The sequence below is a fragment of the Arthrobacter sp. CDRTa11 genome, assembly GCF_026427775.1.
In the GTDB taxonomy this organism is placed as follows: Bacteria; Actinomycetota; Actinomycetes; order Actinomycetales; family Micrococcaceae; genus Arthrobacter.
In genome coordinates, this window is sequence record NZ_CP044532.1 from 3,206,680 (window position 1) to 3,221,860 (window position 15,181).

Consider the following 15,181-nt stretch of genomic DNA (forward strand, 5'->3'; position numbering starts at 1 on the left):
CTCATTCCCGCTTATATAGTTCAAGCGATAAACTAACTCGCGGATTTCGGTTCTGTCCGGTATCTCCCGCTCACCCACGACGCAAGGACGCATCATGACAGCTTTGCCCACTCCCGAAGACAAGTTCACTTTCGGCCTCTGGACTGTTGGTTGGACCGGCGCTGACCCCTTTGGCGTGGCAACCCGCCAGGCCCTGGATCCCGTGGAGGCGGTCCACAAGCTGAGCGGGCTCGGCGCCTATGGAATCACGTTCCACGACAACGACCTGGTCCCCTTCGACGCCACCGCCTCGGAGCGGGAACTGATCCTGAAGAACTTCCGGGGCGCGCTCCAGGAGACCGGCCTCAAGGTTCCGATGGTCACCACCAACCTGTTCAGCCACCCGGTCTTCAAGGACGGCGGATTCACCTCCAATGACCGATCCATCCGCCGCTTTGCCCTGAGCAAGGTGCTGCGCAATATCGACTCGGCCGCCGAATTCGGAGCCGAAACATTTGTCATGTGGGGCGGCCGGGAAGGCAGCGAATACGACGGTTCCAAGGACCTCTCAGCAGCCCTGGACCGGATGAAGGAGGGCGTGGACACAGCCGCCGCGTACATCAAGGAAAAGGGCTACAACCTCCGCATCGCCCTGGAACCCAAACCGAACGAACCCCGCGGCGACATCTTCCTCCCCACCGTCGGCCACGGCCTGGCCTTCATCGCCCAGCTCGAACACGGCGACATCGTGGGCCTGAACCCGGAAACAGGGCATGAGCAGATGGCCGGGCTGAACTTCACCCACGGCATCGCCCAGGCCCTGTGGGCCGGCAAGCTCTTCCACATCGACCTCAACGGCCAGCGCGGCATCAAGTACGACCAGGACCTCGTCTTCGGCCACGGCGATCTCACGAGCGCCTTCTTCACGGTAGACCTGCTCGAAAACGGCTTCCCCAACGGCGGACCGAAGTACAACGGCCCGCGCCATTTCGACTACAAGCCCTCACGCACCGACGGCTACGACGGCGTCTGGGAATCAGCCAGATCCAACATGTCCATGTACCTGCTCCTCAAGGAAAGGGCGCTCGCGTTCCGCGCCGACCCGGCAGTGCAGGAGGCCCTGACCGCCTCGGGCGTCTTCGAACTCGGCGAATCCACCCTGGCCGCCGGCGAAACCACCGCGGACCTCCTGGCCGACGCCGGCGCTTTCGAGGACTTCGACGCCGACAAGGCCGGCGAACGCTCCTTTGCCTTTGTACGGCTTAACCAGCTCGCCATCGAGCACCTGCTCAACGCCCGCTAAGCCAGCCAAAGAATCGGACTGACACCACTCTCCGCCGCCGGGCCCGGGGCCCGGCGGCGGCCTTCAGAAAAAGGTTCCCCATGGCCCTCGTAGCCGGCATCGACAGCTCCACCCAATCCTGCAAGGTGGTGATCCGGGATGCGGACACCGGCCTCCTGGTCCGGCAGGGAAGGGCGTCCCATCCTGATGGCACCGAAATCCATCCGGACGCCTGGTGGGACGCGCTGCAGCAGGCCATCGGCCACGCCGGCGGGCTGTCCGACGTCGCGGCCGTGTCCGTGGGCGGCCAGCAGCACGGCATGGTGTGCCTGGACCGGGACGGCAACGTCATCAGGCCCGCATTGCTGTGGAATGACACCCGCTCTGCGCAGGCAGCAGTGGACATCATCGCCGAAGCGGGCAACGGAGACCCGGCTGCCGGGGCAAGGCACTGGGTTGACGCCACAGGCACGGTCCCCGTGGCTTCGCTGACGCTGACCAAGTTGCGCTGGCTTGCCGAGAACGAGCCCGGAAACGCCGCCCGGGTGGCCGCCGTCTGCCTCCCCCACGATTGGCTCTCCTGGCGCCTGGCCGGGTTCGGGCCTGGCAGCGGTGAGGCAGGACTGGCCGCTCTTCGCACCGACCGCTCCGACGCTTCGGGTACCGGATACTACTCCGCGGCTGCCGGCGAGTACCTCCCAGATGCCCTCGAAAAGGCGCTGGGCCACGTTCCCCGGCTTCCCGCCGTCGTTGGCCCGCTGGACATCGCCGGGAAGACACCGGCAGGCGCGCTCATCGGTCCCGGCGCCGGGGACAACGCCGCCGCTGCCCTGGGTGTTGGGGCGGGAGTGGGGGACGTGGTGCTGTCTCTAGGCACTTCCGGGACAGTATTTGCCGTCTCCTCAACCCCGTCGGCTGATGCCTCCGGGCTGGTGGCCGGTTTTGCCGACGCCACGGGCAATTACCTGCCGCTGGCGTGCACCCTGAACGCAACCCGGATCTTCGATGCCACCGCTGCCCTGCTGGACGTCACCCTGGATGAGTTCAATGCCCTGGCACTGGCGGCTTCGCCGGGAGCGGGAGGGCTCACCCTGGTTCCCTACTTCGACGGCGAGCGCACGCCGAACCTGCCCAATGCCACGGGATCGCTGCATGGCCTGACGCGTGAAAACTTTACGCCGGAGAACTTGGCCCGTGCCGCCGTCGAGGGTGTGGTCTGTTCCCTCGCCGACGGGCTTGCGGCGCTGCAGGCACAGGGAGTCCAGGCCCGGCGCATCATCCTGATTGGCGGCGGGGCACAGTCGCCGGCGGTCCAGCAGGCTGCCAGCCAGCTGCTGGGCTTGCCCGGCATTGTTCCGGCACCCGGGGAATATGTGGCCGACGGCGCCGCCCGCCAGGCCGCCGCTGTGCTCACCGGTGCTTTCCCTGGCTGGGGAACGGAAGGGGTGGAATTCACCGCCGAGGCTTCCGACGTCGGCATCCTGGCGAGCTACCGCAGGCACGCCGGCGCTTACGCGGCCTAGTTGCCACAGCAGACAGAAGGACCTGCACCGCCATGCGGTGCAGGTCCTTCTGGTGGTGGGGCGCGGGCCCCGGCCGTGACGTTAGCAGGGGCCCGCGGTCTGGATCAGGTCAGGCGTACGGCAAAACGAGTTCCGCGTAGCGTGCCTTGATGGTCTCCAGGACTGCGTCGCCGTCGGTGTCCCAGATCTCCTGATTAAAAATTTCAACCTCGATGTCGCCGGTGTAACCGGCATCGCGCACCCAGGTGCCAATTGTCGCGAAGTCAATGACGCCGTCACCCATAAATCCCCTGGACAGCAGCGGGTCCGCGGCGATGGGCATGTTGAAGTCGCAGACCTGGTAGGAGGCCAGCCGGTTTTCCCTGCCGGCGCGTTCTATCTGCGCCTTCAGTTCCGGGTCCCACCAGACGTGGAACGTGTCGACGGCGACGCCAACGTCCTTAGCGTCGAACGGGGCCGCGAGGTCCAGGGCCTGCCCCAGGGTGGAGATCAGCGCACGGTCCGCGGCATACATCGGGTGCAGCGGCTCCAGAACCAGGCGGATTCCGTTCTGCGAGGCGAACGGAACCAGGTCGGCGAGGCGGTCTGCCACACGCTGCCGGGCGGCGACCACATCCTTCTCCCCCGGGGCCAGCCCACCGACCACCAAGAACAGTTCCTGCGTGTCCAGCGCAACAGCCTCGAGGACGGCGGCACGGTTGTCAGCCAGCGCCGCGGCCTGGCCTTCAGCATCGGCAGCGGTCAGGAAGCCGCCGCGGCACAGGGACGAAACCCTCAGGCCGGCATCCTTGATGAGCTTGGCGGCCTTGTCCAGGCCTGCCTCCTCGACGCGGTCCCGCCACGGACCGATGGCGGGCAGTCCGGCGCGGACACACCCCTCCACCGCTTCGGCGAGCGTCCACTTCTTGGTAGTGGCGGTATTGAGGGAGAGGCGTGAAAAGGGGGAACGTTCTGAATTCGCTGTCATACGCCTACTCCGTTGATGCGCAGGTAATCGGACATCCTGAAGGCTGCCAGTGCCGGATCCTTCAGCAGCCCGGCCTGATCGGCCAATTCGAAGGTTTTGGCCAGGTGGCATACCGAACGCCCCGAGTGCAGGCCGCCCACCATCTGGAAGCCCGGCTGCTTGCCGTTGAGCCACGACATAAAAGCGATGCCTGTTTTGTAGTAGAAAGTGGGAGCGCTGAAGATGTGCTTGCCAAGTTCGCGGGTGGAATCCAGGATCTCGCGGGCTTTGGCGGCGTCGCCGGCGTCGTAGTTCTGCAAGGCCACCGAGGCGGCGGGATATATCGCCGCGAAGATGCCCAGCAGGGCGTCCGAGTGGTGGCTGCCGTCGCCGTCGATCAGTTCCGGGTAGTTGAAGTCGTCGCCGGTGTAGAGGCGTACCCCTTCGGGCAGGGCTGCGCGGAGCGCCACTTCGTGGCTGGCATCGAGAAGGGATACCTTGACGCCGTCCACCTTGTCCGCATTATCACGGATGAGGCCCAGGAACGTCTCGGTGGCGGCAGCGACGTCGTCGTTCCCCCAGTAGCCGGCCAGGGCGGGATCGAACATGGTGCCCAGCCAGTGCAGGATAACGGGCTGGTCCACTTCCTGGAGCAGCGTCGAATACACCTTCAGGTAGTCCTCGGGGCCGGTGGCGACCTTGGCCAAAGCCCGCGACGCCATCAGGATGACCTTCGGCCCGGCTTCGGTTACAACCTCGATCTGCTCGCGGTAGGCGTCCAGAACTGCTTTCAGGCCGGCTTCACCGGCAGGCAGCGATGCGATGTCCAGCTGGTCCGTGCCCGCCCCGCAGGAGACGAGGTCCCGGACGGTCTTTCCGGCCGTGGCGACGTTCCCGGCCGAGACCACGGAGGCGGCCTCCACACCGGTGCGCTTGATGAGTTGCTGGGTGGCTGCCCAGTCAAGGCCCATTCCGCGCTGGGCGGTGTCCATGGCATCGGCAACGCCCAGGCCGTAGGACCACAGTTCGTGCCGGTATGCCATGGTGGCATCCCAGTCGAGGCGTGCCGGTGCGCCCGGGGTGTTGTCCGCCAGGACTTCGGGAATCACATGCGCGGCGGCGTAGGCACGGCGCGAGGTGAGCGGAGCCACGGGCCGTGCCCAGGACGTGCCGCCCTGAAGCCGGTACTCCCGGGTTCCGCCGTCGTGCGAGGGAAGGATGAGTGAGGTCATCAGAGCGTGATCTCCGGGATGTCGATGGTGCGGCGTTCGTCGTTGGACTGCAGGCCGAGCTCGGCGAGCTGAACGCCGCGGGCAGCCGAGAGGAGGCCAAAGCGGTGTTCGCGGCCGGCCACAACATCGCGGAGGAACTCTTCCCACTGCAGCTTGAAACCGTTGTCCAGCTCAGCATTGGCCGGGACTTCCTGCCACTGGTCGCGGAAGGATTCCGTGACGGGCAGGTCCGGGTTCCAGACCGGCTTGGGCGTGTGGGCACGCTGCTGGGCCACACACTTGTTCAGGCCTGCAACGGCGGAGCCATGGGTGCCGTCGATCTGGAATTCAACCAGTTCGTCCCGGTAGACGCGAACGGCCCAGGAGGAGTTGATCTGGCCGATGACTTCGTCGCCGCCAGGGGTTTCCAGTTCGAAGATGCCATAGGAGGCGTCGTCGGCGGTGGCCTTGTATTCCTTGCCGACTTCGTCCCAGCGGGCCGGGATGTGCGTGGCGGTCTTGGCGTTGACGCTCTTGACCTTGCCGATGATGCCCTCGAGGACGTAGTTCCAGTGGCAGAACATGTCAGTGGTCATTCCGCCGCCGTCTTCCTTGCGGTAGTTCCAGGACGGGCGCTGGGCGGCCTGGATGTCGCCTTCAAAGACCCAGTATCCGAATTCGCCGCGGATGGAGAGGATGCGGCCGAAGAAGCCTTCATCCACCAGGCGGCGGAGCTTGACCAGCCCCGGCAGGTACAGCTTGTCGTGCACAACGCCGGCGGTGACGCCGGTTTCCTTGCCGATGCGGGCCAGTTCGATGGCTTCCTCAAGGGTTTCTGCCGTGGGCTTCTCGGTGAAGATGTGCTTGCCGGCCAGCATGGCCTTCTTGAGGGTGGCTGCCCGGAGGCTGGTCATGGAGGCATCGAAGACGATGTCAACGGTGGGATCGCTGATGACTGCATCAAGGTCCGTGCTCCACTGGGACACCTTGTGCTTTTCGGCAAGTTCGCGGATCTTGGCTTCGTTGCGGCCCACCAGAATGGGTTCGACCTGAACCCTGGTGCCGTCCTCCAGGGTGAAGCCTCCGGCGTCGCGGATGGGAAGGATGGAACGCAGCAGGTGCTGCCGGTAACCCATCCGCCCGGTGATGCCGTTCATGGCGATGCGGATCGTCTTTGTTTCGAAGCCCATGTGTCCTCCACGGTGAGTGAGCAGTAGTTACTCAAGCTGGTTCGGGAAAGCGCATTCCCACTGGTTCTATGATGCACCTGGCGGGGCGGAATTGGCAAGCGCTTTCCGAAAGGATCCTGAAACTGCCATAATGTGGTCAGCGTAAATCGCGCATATATGGTGCGTGTACAGGACCATAACAAGCACGAACAGGAGTTGCCGTGGCTGCAAGTACCCTCACCGAGGTGGCCCGGCTTGCGGGTGTATCCCCCGCCACGGCATCCCGTGTCCTCAACGGCTCTGCACGGAAACCGGGCAAGGACATCGCGGACCGGGTCCGGCAGGCGGCGGATTCGCTTGGCTACATTCCCAATGCCCAGGCGCAGGGCCTGGCAAAGTCGAGCTCGGGCCTGATCGGGCTGATTGTCCATGACATCGCAGATCCCTATTTTGCGGCGATTGCCCGCGGTGTGCAGGAAGCGGCGCGCGAGCAGCGCAAGATGGTGCTGCTGGCCAGCACGGAAGGCGCTCCCGCAGGCGAGAAGGAGGCGGTGGCGGCCTTCGCGGCCCGCCGGGCCGATTCCATCGTGATCGCCGGTTCGCGCTCGGCCCGGCCCGAGGACAGCGAAGGCAACGCCGAACTGGCCGCGGAATTGGACCGGTACTGCCGCAACGGAGGCAGGGTGGGCGTGGTAGGCCACGCCGTCGTGGGCGCAACAGCTACGGACGGCTACCATGTGATTCCGGTTCCGAATGAGGAGCTGGCCGCCAACCTCGCCGTTGAGCTCGCCGCCTCACATGAAGACCACTTTGTCATCATCGGCGGGCCGGAAGGCCTTTTCACCTCCGATGACCGGGTACGCGGGTTTCAGCGGGGGCTTGCACAGGCAGGAAGGCCGGCCGCCGAAGTCCTGCGGACCGCCTTCAACCGGTCCGGGGGCTATGAAGCAGGGCTCGCCCTGGCCGCCCGCATCAAGGCTGGACGGGACGGCAGCGGCGCAAATGCCGGCAGCAGCCGGCTCTGTATTTTTGCCGTGAACGATGTCATGGCCATCGGGGCCGCCGCGGCGCTGCGTTCTGAAGGACTCCGCATTCCCCGCGATGCCACCATTGCCGGCTTTGACGACATCGAAACCCTGCGGGATTTCCGTCCTGCCCTGTCCACCGTGCATCTCCCCCTCGAGGAAATCGGAAGACTCGCCGCCCGCAGTGCTGGCGGCACCCCCGCCGGCGCCGGCCCCGGCAAGGACGACGACGACGAATGGTCCATTTCGGGCCATGTCACGCTTCGGCGCAGTACTGAGACGGCCGCCTAAGGATGCTTCCAGGTTCCCTGACGGCAGTGGCCGCAGCGGGCAGTGCCGGCAGTGATGAGGCCAGGCCCGCCATGCTCATCCTCCCGGGAGGAGGCTACGCTCGCCAGGCCGGCCATGAGGCAGAGCCTGTGGCGGAGTGGCTGGCGTCCCTGGGAATCCACGCGTACGTGCTGCGGTACCGGGTGGCACCGCACCGTCATCCGGCGCCCTTGGAGGATGCCAAGGAGGCACTCCTCCAGATCCGCGAGGGCAGCCACGGGCTTGCGGTGGACACCGCCCGGGTGGGCGTGCTGGGCTTTTCCGCCGGCGGCCACCTTGCCGCGACGCTGTCAACGGCGACGGCCACAGGAGATTCCACCCTGGATGTTCCGGGAGCCATACCCGACCTGACGGTACTTTGCTACCCGGTCATCTCATACACAGATGCTGTCCATCAAGGGTCGGTGGACAACCTTCTCGGCGACTCTCCGTCGGCGGAACTGCTGGAGGCTGTCTCGGCAGACCTCCAGGTCACCTCTTCCACTCCCCCGGCCTTTTTGTGGCACACGGCGGATGACGCCGCCGTGCCGGCCCACCACAGCCTGGCCTACGCCGCCGCGCTGGTCCGGGCCGGTGTTCCGGCGGAGCTCCACGTCTTTCCGCACGGGCGTCATGGGCTGGGGCTTTCCCCGGACGACCCAGGGCCGGACCAGTGGACTTCCCTTTGTGCCGGCTGGCTGACGCGGTGGGGCTGGGCTCAGTCCTCGCCCAGCGTGATGTGATTCAGGAAATCGGCGTCACGGCCCACGTTCGCCGGAAGGTCCGCCGCAACGAACTCGAGCATCATGTCGAAAGGCCGTCCGGCTTCGCGCAGGATGTCGGCCACTGACTGCCAGAGCTGTTTCCGGCCGCTGAGCGGCAGCCGTTCCTGCTGGGGCCACCAGGAGAAGCAGTGCACTCCCGAGACGTACGGGAGAACAGTGTGCAGGGCAGCCAGCGCCGCCTGGTCCGAGAGCCCGACGGCGGGCTGCCAATAGGTCCGCACGTTGTCCCGGTCCACCTGCTTCACCAGCTGCACTGCGGTGTCCGGTGTGTCGGTCAGGGTTCCGCCATGATATTCGAAGGCAATCTCCAGGCCTCGTTCACTGGCGAGTCCCGCTATCCGCCGGGCGTCCTGGACCACCTGATCCCAGACGTCCGCACCGGCGTCGGCCGAATCCTGGCTACCTGCCCAGACCCGGATGCGGGGGGCGCCGAGGGTAACGGCAAGATCAGCGGGAAGGGAGAAGTCGCCGAAGCTGCCCACGCGGTAGTACGAACCCAGCGACAAAACTTCGAGCCCGGCCGCCGCCGTTGCGTCCCGCGCCTCGGCCGCGGATTCTTCATCACGAATGTGTACGTCAGTACCCCACTCGATGCCGGCCAGGCCGGCCTCCGCGGCAGTCTCCACCACGTCCCGGATACTGCTCTGGCGCAGGGTCACCGAACAGATCCCGGGGGTGAGGCGGGACCTGTTCCAGTCCGCCAGTCCGGTGTGCTCTTCAGGAGTCATTGACGCTCTTTCCGTTGCAGCAGCCCCCGGCCGGAGGAAGCGGGAGGGGAGGGATCGCAGTCCACATTATCGGGAACGCGCTTGCCAAGTAAACTGTGAACTCGAGGGATTAAGTGCACTGCAGGGACTAACCTGTACGCATGAAAAACCATCCAGCCGGACACCTGGCCACCGCCGCAGCCGGCTGGGAAAGCGTCGAGCGGCTTTTCGGAACGCGGGGAGAGCCCTCCCGCTGCTGGTGCCGGTACTTCGCGCTGACCGGGCCGGAATACTCGGCGCTTGATCCGGCCGCCCGCAAGGCACTGTTGAAGGAGAGGTTCGACGCCGGCACGCCCGCACCAGGCGTCCTTGCCTACCGTGACGGGGAACCTGTGGGCTGGTGCGCGGTGGAACCCCGTGAATGCTACCCGCGGGTCCTCAACTCGCAGTTGCTGCGCCGGGCCAAGGCTTCGGCAGGCGACACCGGTACGGACGACGAAGCCTCCCCCGAAACTGTCACCGGCGAACTGGCCCCCGGAGAAGGAGCAGCCGGCGGGGCCCCGGCCAGGGCCCCGGAATCTATTTGGGCCGTCACCTGCTTTGTGGTGGATCCCCGGCACCGCCGCAGCGGTGTGGCTGCCGCCCTGCTGCAGGCCGCCGTCGAGCATGCCGGGACCAACGGTGCGCGTATCCTGGAGGGCTACCCCGTGGATCCTTCGCTGAGGCCCAAGGCGGGAGCAGCGGATTTGTACCACGGCACCCTCAACCTGTTCCTGGAGGCCGGATTCAAGGTTGTCAGCACGGCTGTCCCCGGCCGGGCAGTAGTACGCCTCCAGCTGGATCATTGACCATCCGCAGGACTGCGATTGGCTCTCCGGCCGGCGCTTCGGTCGGTCATCGGGGTTGACCCCCGCAGGCCCTGCGTTAGCTGAGCGTCCGGATGGTCCAGCTGGCTTCGTGGGATTCGCCGGGCTGAAGGTGGATGACGTCGGTGCCCGAGTTGAAGGCGTCTGGCGGGCACGTCATGGGTTCGACGGCGAGACCCAGCCTGTCCTTGCCGGAGGGCTTGTCTGCCGTGTGCACCTGCACCCACGGCCACTTCCGGTCCCATTCCAGCTCCACTCCGGTCCCCGCCGGATCAAGCAGGCGGACGGCAGCGTGTTCCTGGTTGTCCCAACTGATGCCGGTGAAGGCATGATCGATCTTTATTGCGCCAAGGCGCCGTGCAGCCCGGAAGTCGAACTCGTGTCCTTCCACCGCCTGGATGCCTACCGGCAGGAGCCTGTCCGGCGTTACCTCCATAAACTCATCCGCCGGCAGCTCCAGGGTCCATTCATCCAGCGGAGAGGACCCGGCCAGCAGGTAGGGGTGCGGGCAAACACCGTAGGGCGCAGGAGCCAGGCCTGCGTTCAGCGTGTGCACGGTGCAACGAAGCCCGTCGTCGGACAGCCGGTAGGTGACGGTGACATCCAGGCCGGTGGGGTAGGCCTCACTCGCGTCCACCGTGCAGCCGAGGGCGACCGAACTGGCGTCCTTCTGGCGGAGCTCCCAGAGCGCTCCGGGGACCAGGCCGTGGAGGGCCGATCCACGTTCCGGCTCATTGAGTTCTGCCTGGAAGCGCTCCCCGGCGTAGCTGTAGGAGCCATCAGCGAGGCGGTTGGGCCAGGGCGCGCAAACGACGCCGCGATAGTCCGGGATTGCCCCTTCCGGCCCGAAGGTGACCAAAAGGTGGCGGCCTTCATGCTTGAGCTCGCGGAGCGCCCCGCCGCGGGTGGTGATGATGGCCGAATACGGCCCGGATGCAATGCTGTGTTCCGTATCCTGCATGTTGTGGATCCTCTGCGTTCCAGCGAGTTGTTAGCGCTAACCAGAATAGCGCAAACGGATCCTTCTGCGGATATTTTTGAGGCAGCACCGGAAGCTACGGAAGGGTCAGGACTACCGGGCCCCCGGCCGTAATGGCAACGGTGTGTTCGCTGTGTGCCGCCCGGCGGCCGTTGGCGGAGCGCAGGGTCCATTCGTCGTCGTCGTGGTAGTAATCGTCCTTGCTGACATCGTCCGGTCCTTCGGGAGCTCTTGGGCCTGGGCGGCACCATGGCTAGAGTTGCCGCATGATGAGCACGGCGGTTAATGGGAGGCTGCTGGCCGCGATCCGCAAAATACTGGTGGAACACGCTGATCCTGTACGCGCGGCTGGAGTGCAGGCGTACATGAAGTCCGCTGTTCCGTCCCTGGGCGTCAGGGTCCCCGATGTCCGGCGGCTGACGGCGGCTGCTGCTGCCGAGTGCCCATTCGACTCGGTGGAGCAACTGCGCTCCACCGTGCTGGAACTTTGGCGCAATGCCGCCTGGCGGGAGGAGCGCTATGCGGCGATCGACCTCACGGGCCTCCGCATCGCAGCCGGAGATCCCCTGATGCTGCCTGTCTATGAGGAACTCATCCGCACCGGCGCCTGGTGGGACTTTGCTGACGGCGTGGCCCACCGGATCTGTGACCTGCTGCAGGCCCACCGGCCAACGATGACCGAGGTGCTGCGGAGTTGGAGCAGGGACGGGGATTTCTGGATCAGGCGGGCTTCCATCACTGCGCAGCTCAAGGCCAAGGCCGCCACCGACACCGAACTGCTGCGTGACGTGATCGAGGCGAACCTGGCGGATCCGGAGTTCTTCGTCCGAAAGGCCATTGGCTGGTCGCTGCGGGAGTACGCCAAGACCGACGCGGAGTGGGTCAGGTCCTTTGTGGCTGAACACAGCACTGAGATGAGCCCGTTGTCCCGCCGGGAAGCGTTGCGGAACCTGGAGCCTGCTGTCCAGCCCAAGTAAGTCGCGCTAACTGTCGTTTTAGAGCCTCAATACGACAGTTAGCGCTACCCGGTTGGGCCGTCAGATGATGGGGCGCGTGGTTACCGGCTGATCCGACTTGCTGAACAGGTGCTTGGTGCGCGGGTCAAGGAAAATCAGGTACAGGGCGAACATCAGCGCGATGATGGCTGCAGCGTTCCGCGCCAGCGTCAGGGCAAGCCCCAGGTCCTCTGTCTGCAGGTACGGGAAGACTTCAAGCTGGTCCGAGATGGCATAGACCATAAAGAAGGAAACGATGAAGTAGAGGGCCTTGACCTGCCAGTCATCGCGGATGCCCGTGACCGCAAACAGCGGAATGAGCCACACGACGTACCAGGACTGGATCATGGGTGCCAGCAGAACGATCGCCGCGAAGGCCAGGGTCAGCCGCCGCATCAGGCGGTCATGGTCACCCTTGAAAATCTGCCAGGCGACGATGCCCACGGCAAGCACCTTGCCGGCGTCGTACACCCATTTGGCGAGTCCCCAACCGTCCAGGCTGAACGCATTGGCAATGGACGCGACCACGAGGCCCATCAGGCCCACGGGGGCGTACCAGATCCAGATGCTTCCCGGCGCCGAGAGCCCATTGATCCAGCCGAATCCAAAGCCGTTCACCCGGCTCATCGCGAAAAGGAGCGCCAGGGACAATCCTGCGGTAAGCCCCCAGTAAAGGAACTTCCGGGGCCAGCTGGCGCCCTTGCCTGCCCAGAGGAGGCCAATGAATGGCAGGAAAACGATCGTGATCGGTTTGACCGAGATGGAAAGGGTGACCAGGACAATGCCAAAGACCACCCTTCGCGTGGCGCAGTAGTAAAGGCCGGCGAGGGCCAGGCCAATCATCAGTGCGTCGTTGTGGACGCTGGCGATGAAGTTGGTAAGGAACAGCGGATTCGCAGCGGTGAGCCAGAGGGCCCGGTGCGGGTTGACGCCGTGAAGGTCGGCCAGCTTGGGGACATAGATGATGCACAGCACTATGCCGATCAGCGCAGCCAGCCTGAAGAGCATGATGCTGGCTTCGGGGTGCACGTTGGTGGACCAGACAACGAACTGCTCGATCCAGAGGAACAACTGCCCATACGGCACGGGGGCTTCGGTCCACATCTTGTCCGCACCCAGCTGGAAATAGTTGGACAGGGCCGAGATGCCGTTCTCGTACGGGTTGAAGCCTTCCACCATCAGCCGGCCCTGGCCGATGTACGCGTACACGTCCCGGCTGAACAGCGGGACGGTGAACATCATGGGCAGGCCCCAGGCCACAACGGCCTGCAGTGTTGCCCGGCGGGCCTGGAGTCCCCACACCCTGACGCGCTGTCCTAAGCGGAGCCAGGCGCGGACCAAAAGCATGCCGCCGATAGCCAGGAGCACTATCGAGAGGGCAACGCCAACGGCCTCGGTGCGCATCCAGATAAACAGCGGCATCCGGCGCAGCTCTGAGACCGGCGCGAGCCACCCGACCCCCAGTGAGCCGATCATCATAAAGACAGAACCGATAAAACCGGCAATGAGTGGCGACAGGGCGTTGTCCACCTCGTCCGCAGCGGTCCCCGGGATCGTGGTGGCGTCCATCTCCTCTGTCGCAGGCACGGGCGCCGTCATCTCAGGATCGTCCAATCTCTTGCGTTGCTCGCTTCCGCCCGGCGGGCCACGCAGACCGGCCAAGGCTCAGTTCAGCGGTGGACTGGCCACCGCCGTGTACCCGAAATCCTAGCATCGGACGGCTCTCACGGGGCGAAACGGTAGGCTGGTCCGGTGCCTATATCTAACGAACGCATCGTCTGGATCGACTGCGAAATGACCGGCCTGGACATCAAGAACGACGCCTTGATCGAGGTGGCGGCCCTGGTGACTGACTCCGAACTCAACGTTCTGGGTGAAGGAGTGGACGTGGTGATCAAGCCCGACGAGGCCGCGCTGGCCCAGATGAACGACTTCGTCCGGGACATGCACACCCGTTCGGGCCTCCTGAAGGAACTGCCGTACGGAAAGACCATGGCCGAGGCCGAGGCAGCCGTGCTGGAGTACATCGAAAAGTGGGTACCGGATCCCCGGAAGGCGCCCCTGGGCGGCAATTCGGTGGGAACGGACCGGGTCTTCCTCTCCCGTGACATGCCCGCGGTGGTGGAGCACCTGCACTACCGCGTGATCGATGTGAGCACCATCAAGGAACTCTCGCGCCGCTGGTTCGCCAGGGCCTATTTCCAGTCGCCCGCCAAAAAGGGTGGCCACCGCGCCCTCGGGGACATCAAGGATTCCATCGACGAACTGCGGTATTACCGGGAGGCGGTTTTTGTGCCTGCACCGGGTCCCGACAGCGTAACCGCCCAGCAGATTTCCAAGCGTATTGCCGCTGGCAGCGAGGTGGCCGCTCCTGGTCAAACCGCGGCTGCTGCTGCTGGTACAGCCGGCGAAGCCGCGTCTGAAGCCGCCTCCGGGAACGTTGCAGGACTCTCCGACAAGTAATCTGCGGCACGTTTCCGGGATTTTTTGGCAAAAACCACAAAAGTGGCAAAACCTGCCCCGGCGAGCAGGTAAGCTATTTGAGTTGCCTTTCCAGAGAGCCGGTTAGCCGGAAGATCTGAACGGCACATGGTGGGCTTAGCTCAGTTGGCAGAGCGCCTGGTTGTGGTCCAGGAGGTCGCGGGTTCAACCCCCGTAGCTCACCCTTACGGAGCGGCAGCAGTAGCCGTTCGCTTGGAGGCCGTACCGGATATCCGGTGCGGCCTTCTTTTTGCACAAATGCCGGCGTCACGCCGCGAACCTGGAGGACCGCCTGACATGACAGTTCTGCCAATCACCATTTGGGGGGAACCGGTGCTGCACCGCCGGGCCGCCGAAGTGGAAGAGTTCGACGACGATCTCCGGACCCTGATTGCCGACATGTTTGAAACCAACGATGCCGCAAACGGCGTCGGCCTCGCAGCACCGCAGGTCGGAGTGGGCAAGAGGATTTTCGTGTACAAATTCGCGAACGATGACGGCGCTCCCCCCGCCGGTGCCCTGGTCAACCCTGTCCTCACCCTGTCAAAAATCTCGGGCGCCCTCCCCGATCCCGACGAAGAGGAGGAGGGCTGCCTGTCATTTCCGGGCGGCCAGTACCCCCTTAAGCGCGCAGAATGGGCCCGCGTGCAGGGCTTTGACGAACACGGGAAACCTGTCGAATTTGAAGCGACGGGCTGGTTCGCGCGCGTGATCCAGCACGAATACGACCATCTGGACGGCAAGCTCTACGTCGACCGGCTTCTGGCCAGGTATCAGCGGAAGGCCCTCAAACAGGCCAAGAAAAGCGGCTGGGGAGTTCCGGGGCTCACCTGGATGCCTGGCGTGGATCCGGACCCGTTCGGCCACTAGGACTGAGCAGTCCCATAAGCACTGAGCCCTGGCACTGTGCAGGCACTGCTTCGC

General features: G+C 65.0%; 14 protein-coding genes, 1 tRNA gene and 1 pseudogene. 9 read left to right on the forward strand and 7 right to left on the reverse strand.

The genetic code is table 11. From position 1 onward, the window contains the following. Positions 1 to 94 precede the first annotated feature (94 nt). Positions 95 to 1,282, forward strand: coding sequence for a xylose isomerase (gene xylA, locus F8G81_RS14415; RefSeq protein WP_267275395.1), 1,188 nt, complete (start codon positions 95 to 97; stop codon positions 1,280 to 1,282). A gap of 80 nt (positions 1,283 to 1,362) precedes the next feature. Then, positions 1,363 to 2,784, forward strand: a complete 1,422-nt coding sequence (locus F8G81_RS14420) for a xylulokinase (RefSeq protein ID WP_267275396.1) — start codon at positions 1,363 to 1,365, stop codon at positions 2,782 to 2,784. Positions 2,785 to 2,893: 109 nt separating this feature from the next. On the opposite strand, the gene F8G81_RS14425 is transcribed toward F8G81_RS14420, so the two are convergent. The 3 genes from F8G81_RS14425 to F8G81_RS14435 are packed head-to-tail and all read right to left on the reverse strand — an operon-like array spanning position 2,894 to position 6,131. Then, positions 2,894 to 3,751 (reverse strand): sugar phosphate isomerase/epimerase family protein, encoded by an 858-nt coding sequence (locus F8G81_RS14425; RefSeq protein ID WP_267275397.1) that lies wholly within the window; start codon positions 3,749 to 3,751, stop codon positions 2,894 to 2,896. Next, positions 3,748 to 4,962, reverse strand: a complete 1,215-nt coding sequence (locus F8G81_RS14430; RefSeq protein ID WP_267275398.1) for a dihydrodipicolinate synthase family protein — start codon at positions 4,960 to 4,962, stop codon at positions 3,748 to 3,750. Before F8G81_RS14430 ends, F8G81_RS14425 begins: the two co-directional genes overlap by 4 nt. Further along, positions 4,962 to 6,131: a Gfo/Idh/MocA family protein gene (locus tag F8G81_RS14435; protein WP_267275399.1), complete on the reverse strand. Its 1,170-nt coding sequence runs from the start codon at positions 6,129 to 6,131 to the stop codon at positions 4,962 to 4,964. The genes F8G81_RS14430 and F8G81_RS14435 overlap by 1 nt, the downstream gene beginning before the upstream one ends. 200 nt (positions 6,132 to 6,331) lie before the next feature. Between F8G81_RS14435 and F8G81_RS14440 the strand changes: the two genes are divergently transcribed. Together F8G81_RS14440 and F8G81_RS14445 are read left to right on the forward strand one after the other, a co-directional pair. Further along, a complete protein-coding gene (locus F8G81_RS14440) occupies positions 6,332 to 7,426 on the forward strand; it encodes a LacI family DNA-binding transcriptional regulator (protein WP_267275400.1) in 1,095 nt (364 codons plus the stop codon). Positions 7,427 to 7,428: 2 nt separating this feature from the next. Next, entirely contained in the window at positions 7,429 to 8,187 is a 759-nt protein-coding gene (locus tag F8G81_RS14445) for an alpha/beta hydrolase (RefSeq protein ID WP_267275401.1), read from the forward strand. On the opposite strand, the gene F8G81_RS14450 is transcribed toward F8G81_RS14445, so the two are convergent. Then, entirely contained in the window at positions 8,163 to 8,957 is a 795-nt protein-coding gene (locus F8G81_RS14450) for a sugar phosphate isomerase/epimerase family protein (RefSeq protein ID WP_267275402.1), read from the reverse strand. The two genes, F8G81_RS14445 and F8G81_RS14450, sit on opposite strands and share 25 nt — an antisense overlap. A gap of 140 nt (positions 8,958 to 9,097) precedes the next feature. Between F8G81_RS14450 and F8G81_RS14455 the strand changes: the two genes are divergently transcribed. Next, on the forward strand, positions 9,098 to 9,784 hold the full coding sequence (locus tag F8G81_RS14455; RefSeq protein ID WP_267275403.1) for a GNAT family N-acetyltransferase: 687 nt from the start codon (positions 9,098 to 9,100) through the stop codon (positions 9,782 to 9,784). A 76-nt stretch (positions 9,785 to 9,860) separates the two neighbouring features. On the opposite strand, the gene F8G81_RS14460 is transcribed toward F8G81_RS14455, so the two are convergent. Further along, positions 9,861 to 10,763, reverse strand: coding sequence for an aldose 1-epimerase family protein (locus F8G81_RS14460; protein WP_267275404.1), 903 nt, complete (start codon positions 10,761 to 10,763; stop codon positions 9,861 to 9,863). A 94-nt stretch (positions 10,764 to 10,857) separates the two neighbouring features. Then, positions 10,858 to 10,983, reverse strand: a pseudogene (locus tag F8G81_RS14465) (type I methionyl aminopeptidase); the annotation flags it as partial. 67 nt (positions 10,984 to 11,050) lie between these two features. Here F8G81_RS14465 and F8G81_RS14470 point away from each other — a divergent pair. After that, positions 11,051 to 11,758 (forward strand): DNA alkylation repair protein, encoded by a 708-nt coding sequence (locus tag F8G81_RS14470; protein WP_267279233.1) that lies wholly within the window; start codon positions 11,051 to 11,053, stop codon positions 11,756 to 11,758. Between the two features lie 60 nt (positions 11,759 to 11,818). Here the strand turns inward: F8G81_RS14470 and mptB are convergent, their stop codons facing one another. After that, positions 11,819 to 13,375: a polyprenol phosphomannose-dependent alpha 1,6 mannosyltransferase MptB gene (gene mptB, locus F8G81_RS14475; protein ID WP_267275405.1), complete on the reverse strand. Its 1,557-nt coding sequence runs from the start codon at positions 13,373 to 13,375 to the stop codon at positions 11,819 to 11,821. Between the two features lie 195 nt (positions 13,376 to 13,570). Here mptB and orn point away from each other — a divergent pair, with 195 nt between their 5' ends. From orn to def, 3 genes are all read left to right on the forward strand, one after another. After that, positions 13,571 to 14,239 carry an oligoribonuclease gene (gene orn, locus F8G81_RS14480; protein WP_267279234.1) on the forward strand — a complete coding sequence of 223 codons (669 nt, stop codon included), beginning with the start codon at positions 13,571 to 13,573 and terminating at the stop codon, positions 14,237 to 14,239. Between the two features lie 129 nt (positions 14,240 to 14,368). Further along, positions 14,369 to 14,441 (forward strand) — tRNA-His (locus tag F8G81_RS14485). A 113-nt stretch (positions 14,442 to 14,554) separates the two neighbouring features. Further along, the gene (gene def / locus F8G81_RS14490; RefSeq protein ID WP_267275406.1) at positions 14,555 to 15,127 is read left to right on the forward strand and encodes a peptide deformylase; all 573 of its coding nucleotides are present in this window, start codon (positions 14,555 to 14,557) and stop codon (positions 15,125 to 15,127) included. Positions 15,128 to 15,181: the final 54 nt, after the last annotated feature.

Bases quoted from the DNA above. Each gene is read 5' to 3' on its own strand.
- F8G81_RS14460 (WP_267275404.1), bottom strand. From the start codon at position 10,763: ATGCAGGATACGGAACACAGCATTGCATCCGGGCCGTATTCGGCCATC.
- F8G81_RS14425 (WP_267275397.1), bottom strand. From the start codon at position 3,751: ATGACAGCGAATTCAGAACGTTCCCCCTTTTCACGCCTCTCCCTCAAT.
- orn (WP_267279234.1), top strand. From the start codon at position 13,571: ATGACCGGCCTGGACATCAAGAACGACGCCTTGATCGAGGTGGCGGCC.
- xylA (WP_267275395.1), top strand. From the start codon at position 95: ATGACAGCTTTGCCCACTCCCGAAGACAAGTTCACTTTCGGCCTCTGG.
- F8G81_RS14420 (WP_267275396.1), top strand. From the start codon at position 1,363: ATGGCCCTCGTAGCCGGCATCGACAGCTCCACCCAATCCTGCAAGGTG.
- mptB (WP_267275405.1), bottom strand. From the start codon at position 13,375: ATGACGGCGCCCGTGCCTGCGACAGAGGAGATGGACGCCACCACGATC.
- F8G81_RS14455 (WP_267275403.1), top strand. From the start codon at position 9,098: ATGAAAAACCATCCAGCCGGACACCTGGCCACCGCCGCAGCCGGCTGG.
- F8G81_RS14445 (WP_267275401.1), top strand. From the start codon at position 7,429: ATGCTTCCAGGTTCCCTGACGGCAGTGGCCGCAGCGGGCAGTGCCGGC.
- F8G81_RS14470 (WP_267279233.1), top strand. From the start codon at position 11,051: ATGAGCACGGCGGTTAATGGGAGGCTGCTGGCCGCGATCCGCAAAATA.
- F8G81_RS14450 (WP_267275402.1), bottom strand. From the start codon at position 8,957: ATGACTCCTGAAGAGCACACCGGACTGGCGGACTGGAACAGGTCCCGC.
- F8G81_RS14430 (WP_267275398.1), bottom strand. From the start codon at position 4,962: ATGACCTCACTCATCCTTCCCTCGCACGACGGCGGAACCCGGGAGTAC.
- def (WP_267275406.1), top strand. From the start codon at position 14,555: ATGACAGTTCTGCCAATCACCATTTGGGGGGAACCGGTGCTGCACCGC.
- F8G81_RS14435 (WP_267275399.1), bottom strand. From the start codon at position 6,131: ATGGGCTTCGAAACAAAGACGATCCGCATCGCCATGAACGGCATCACC.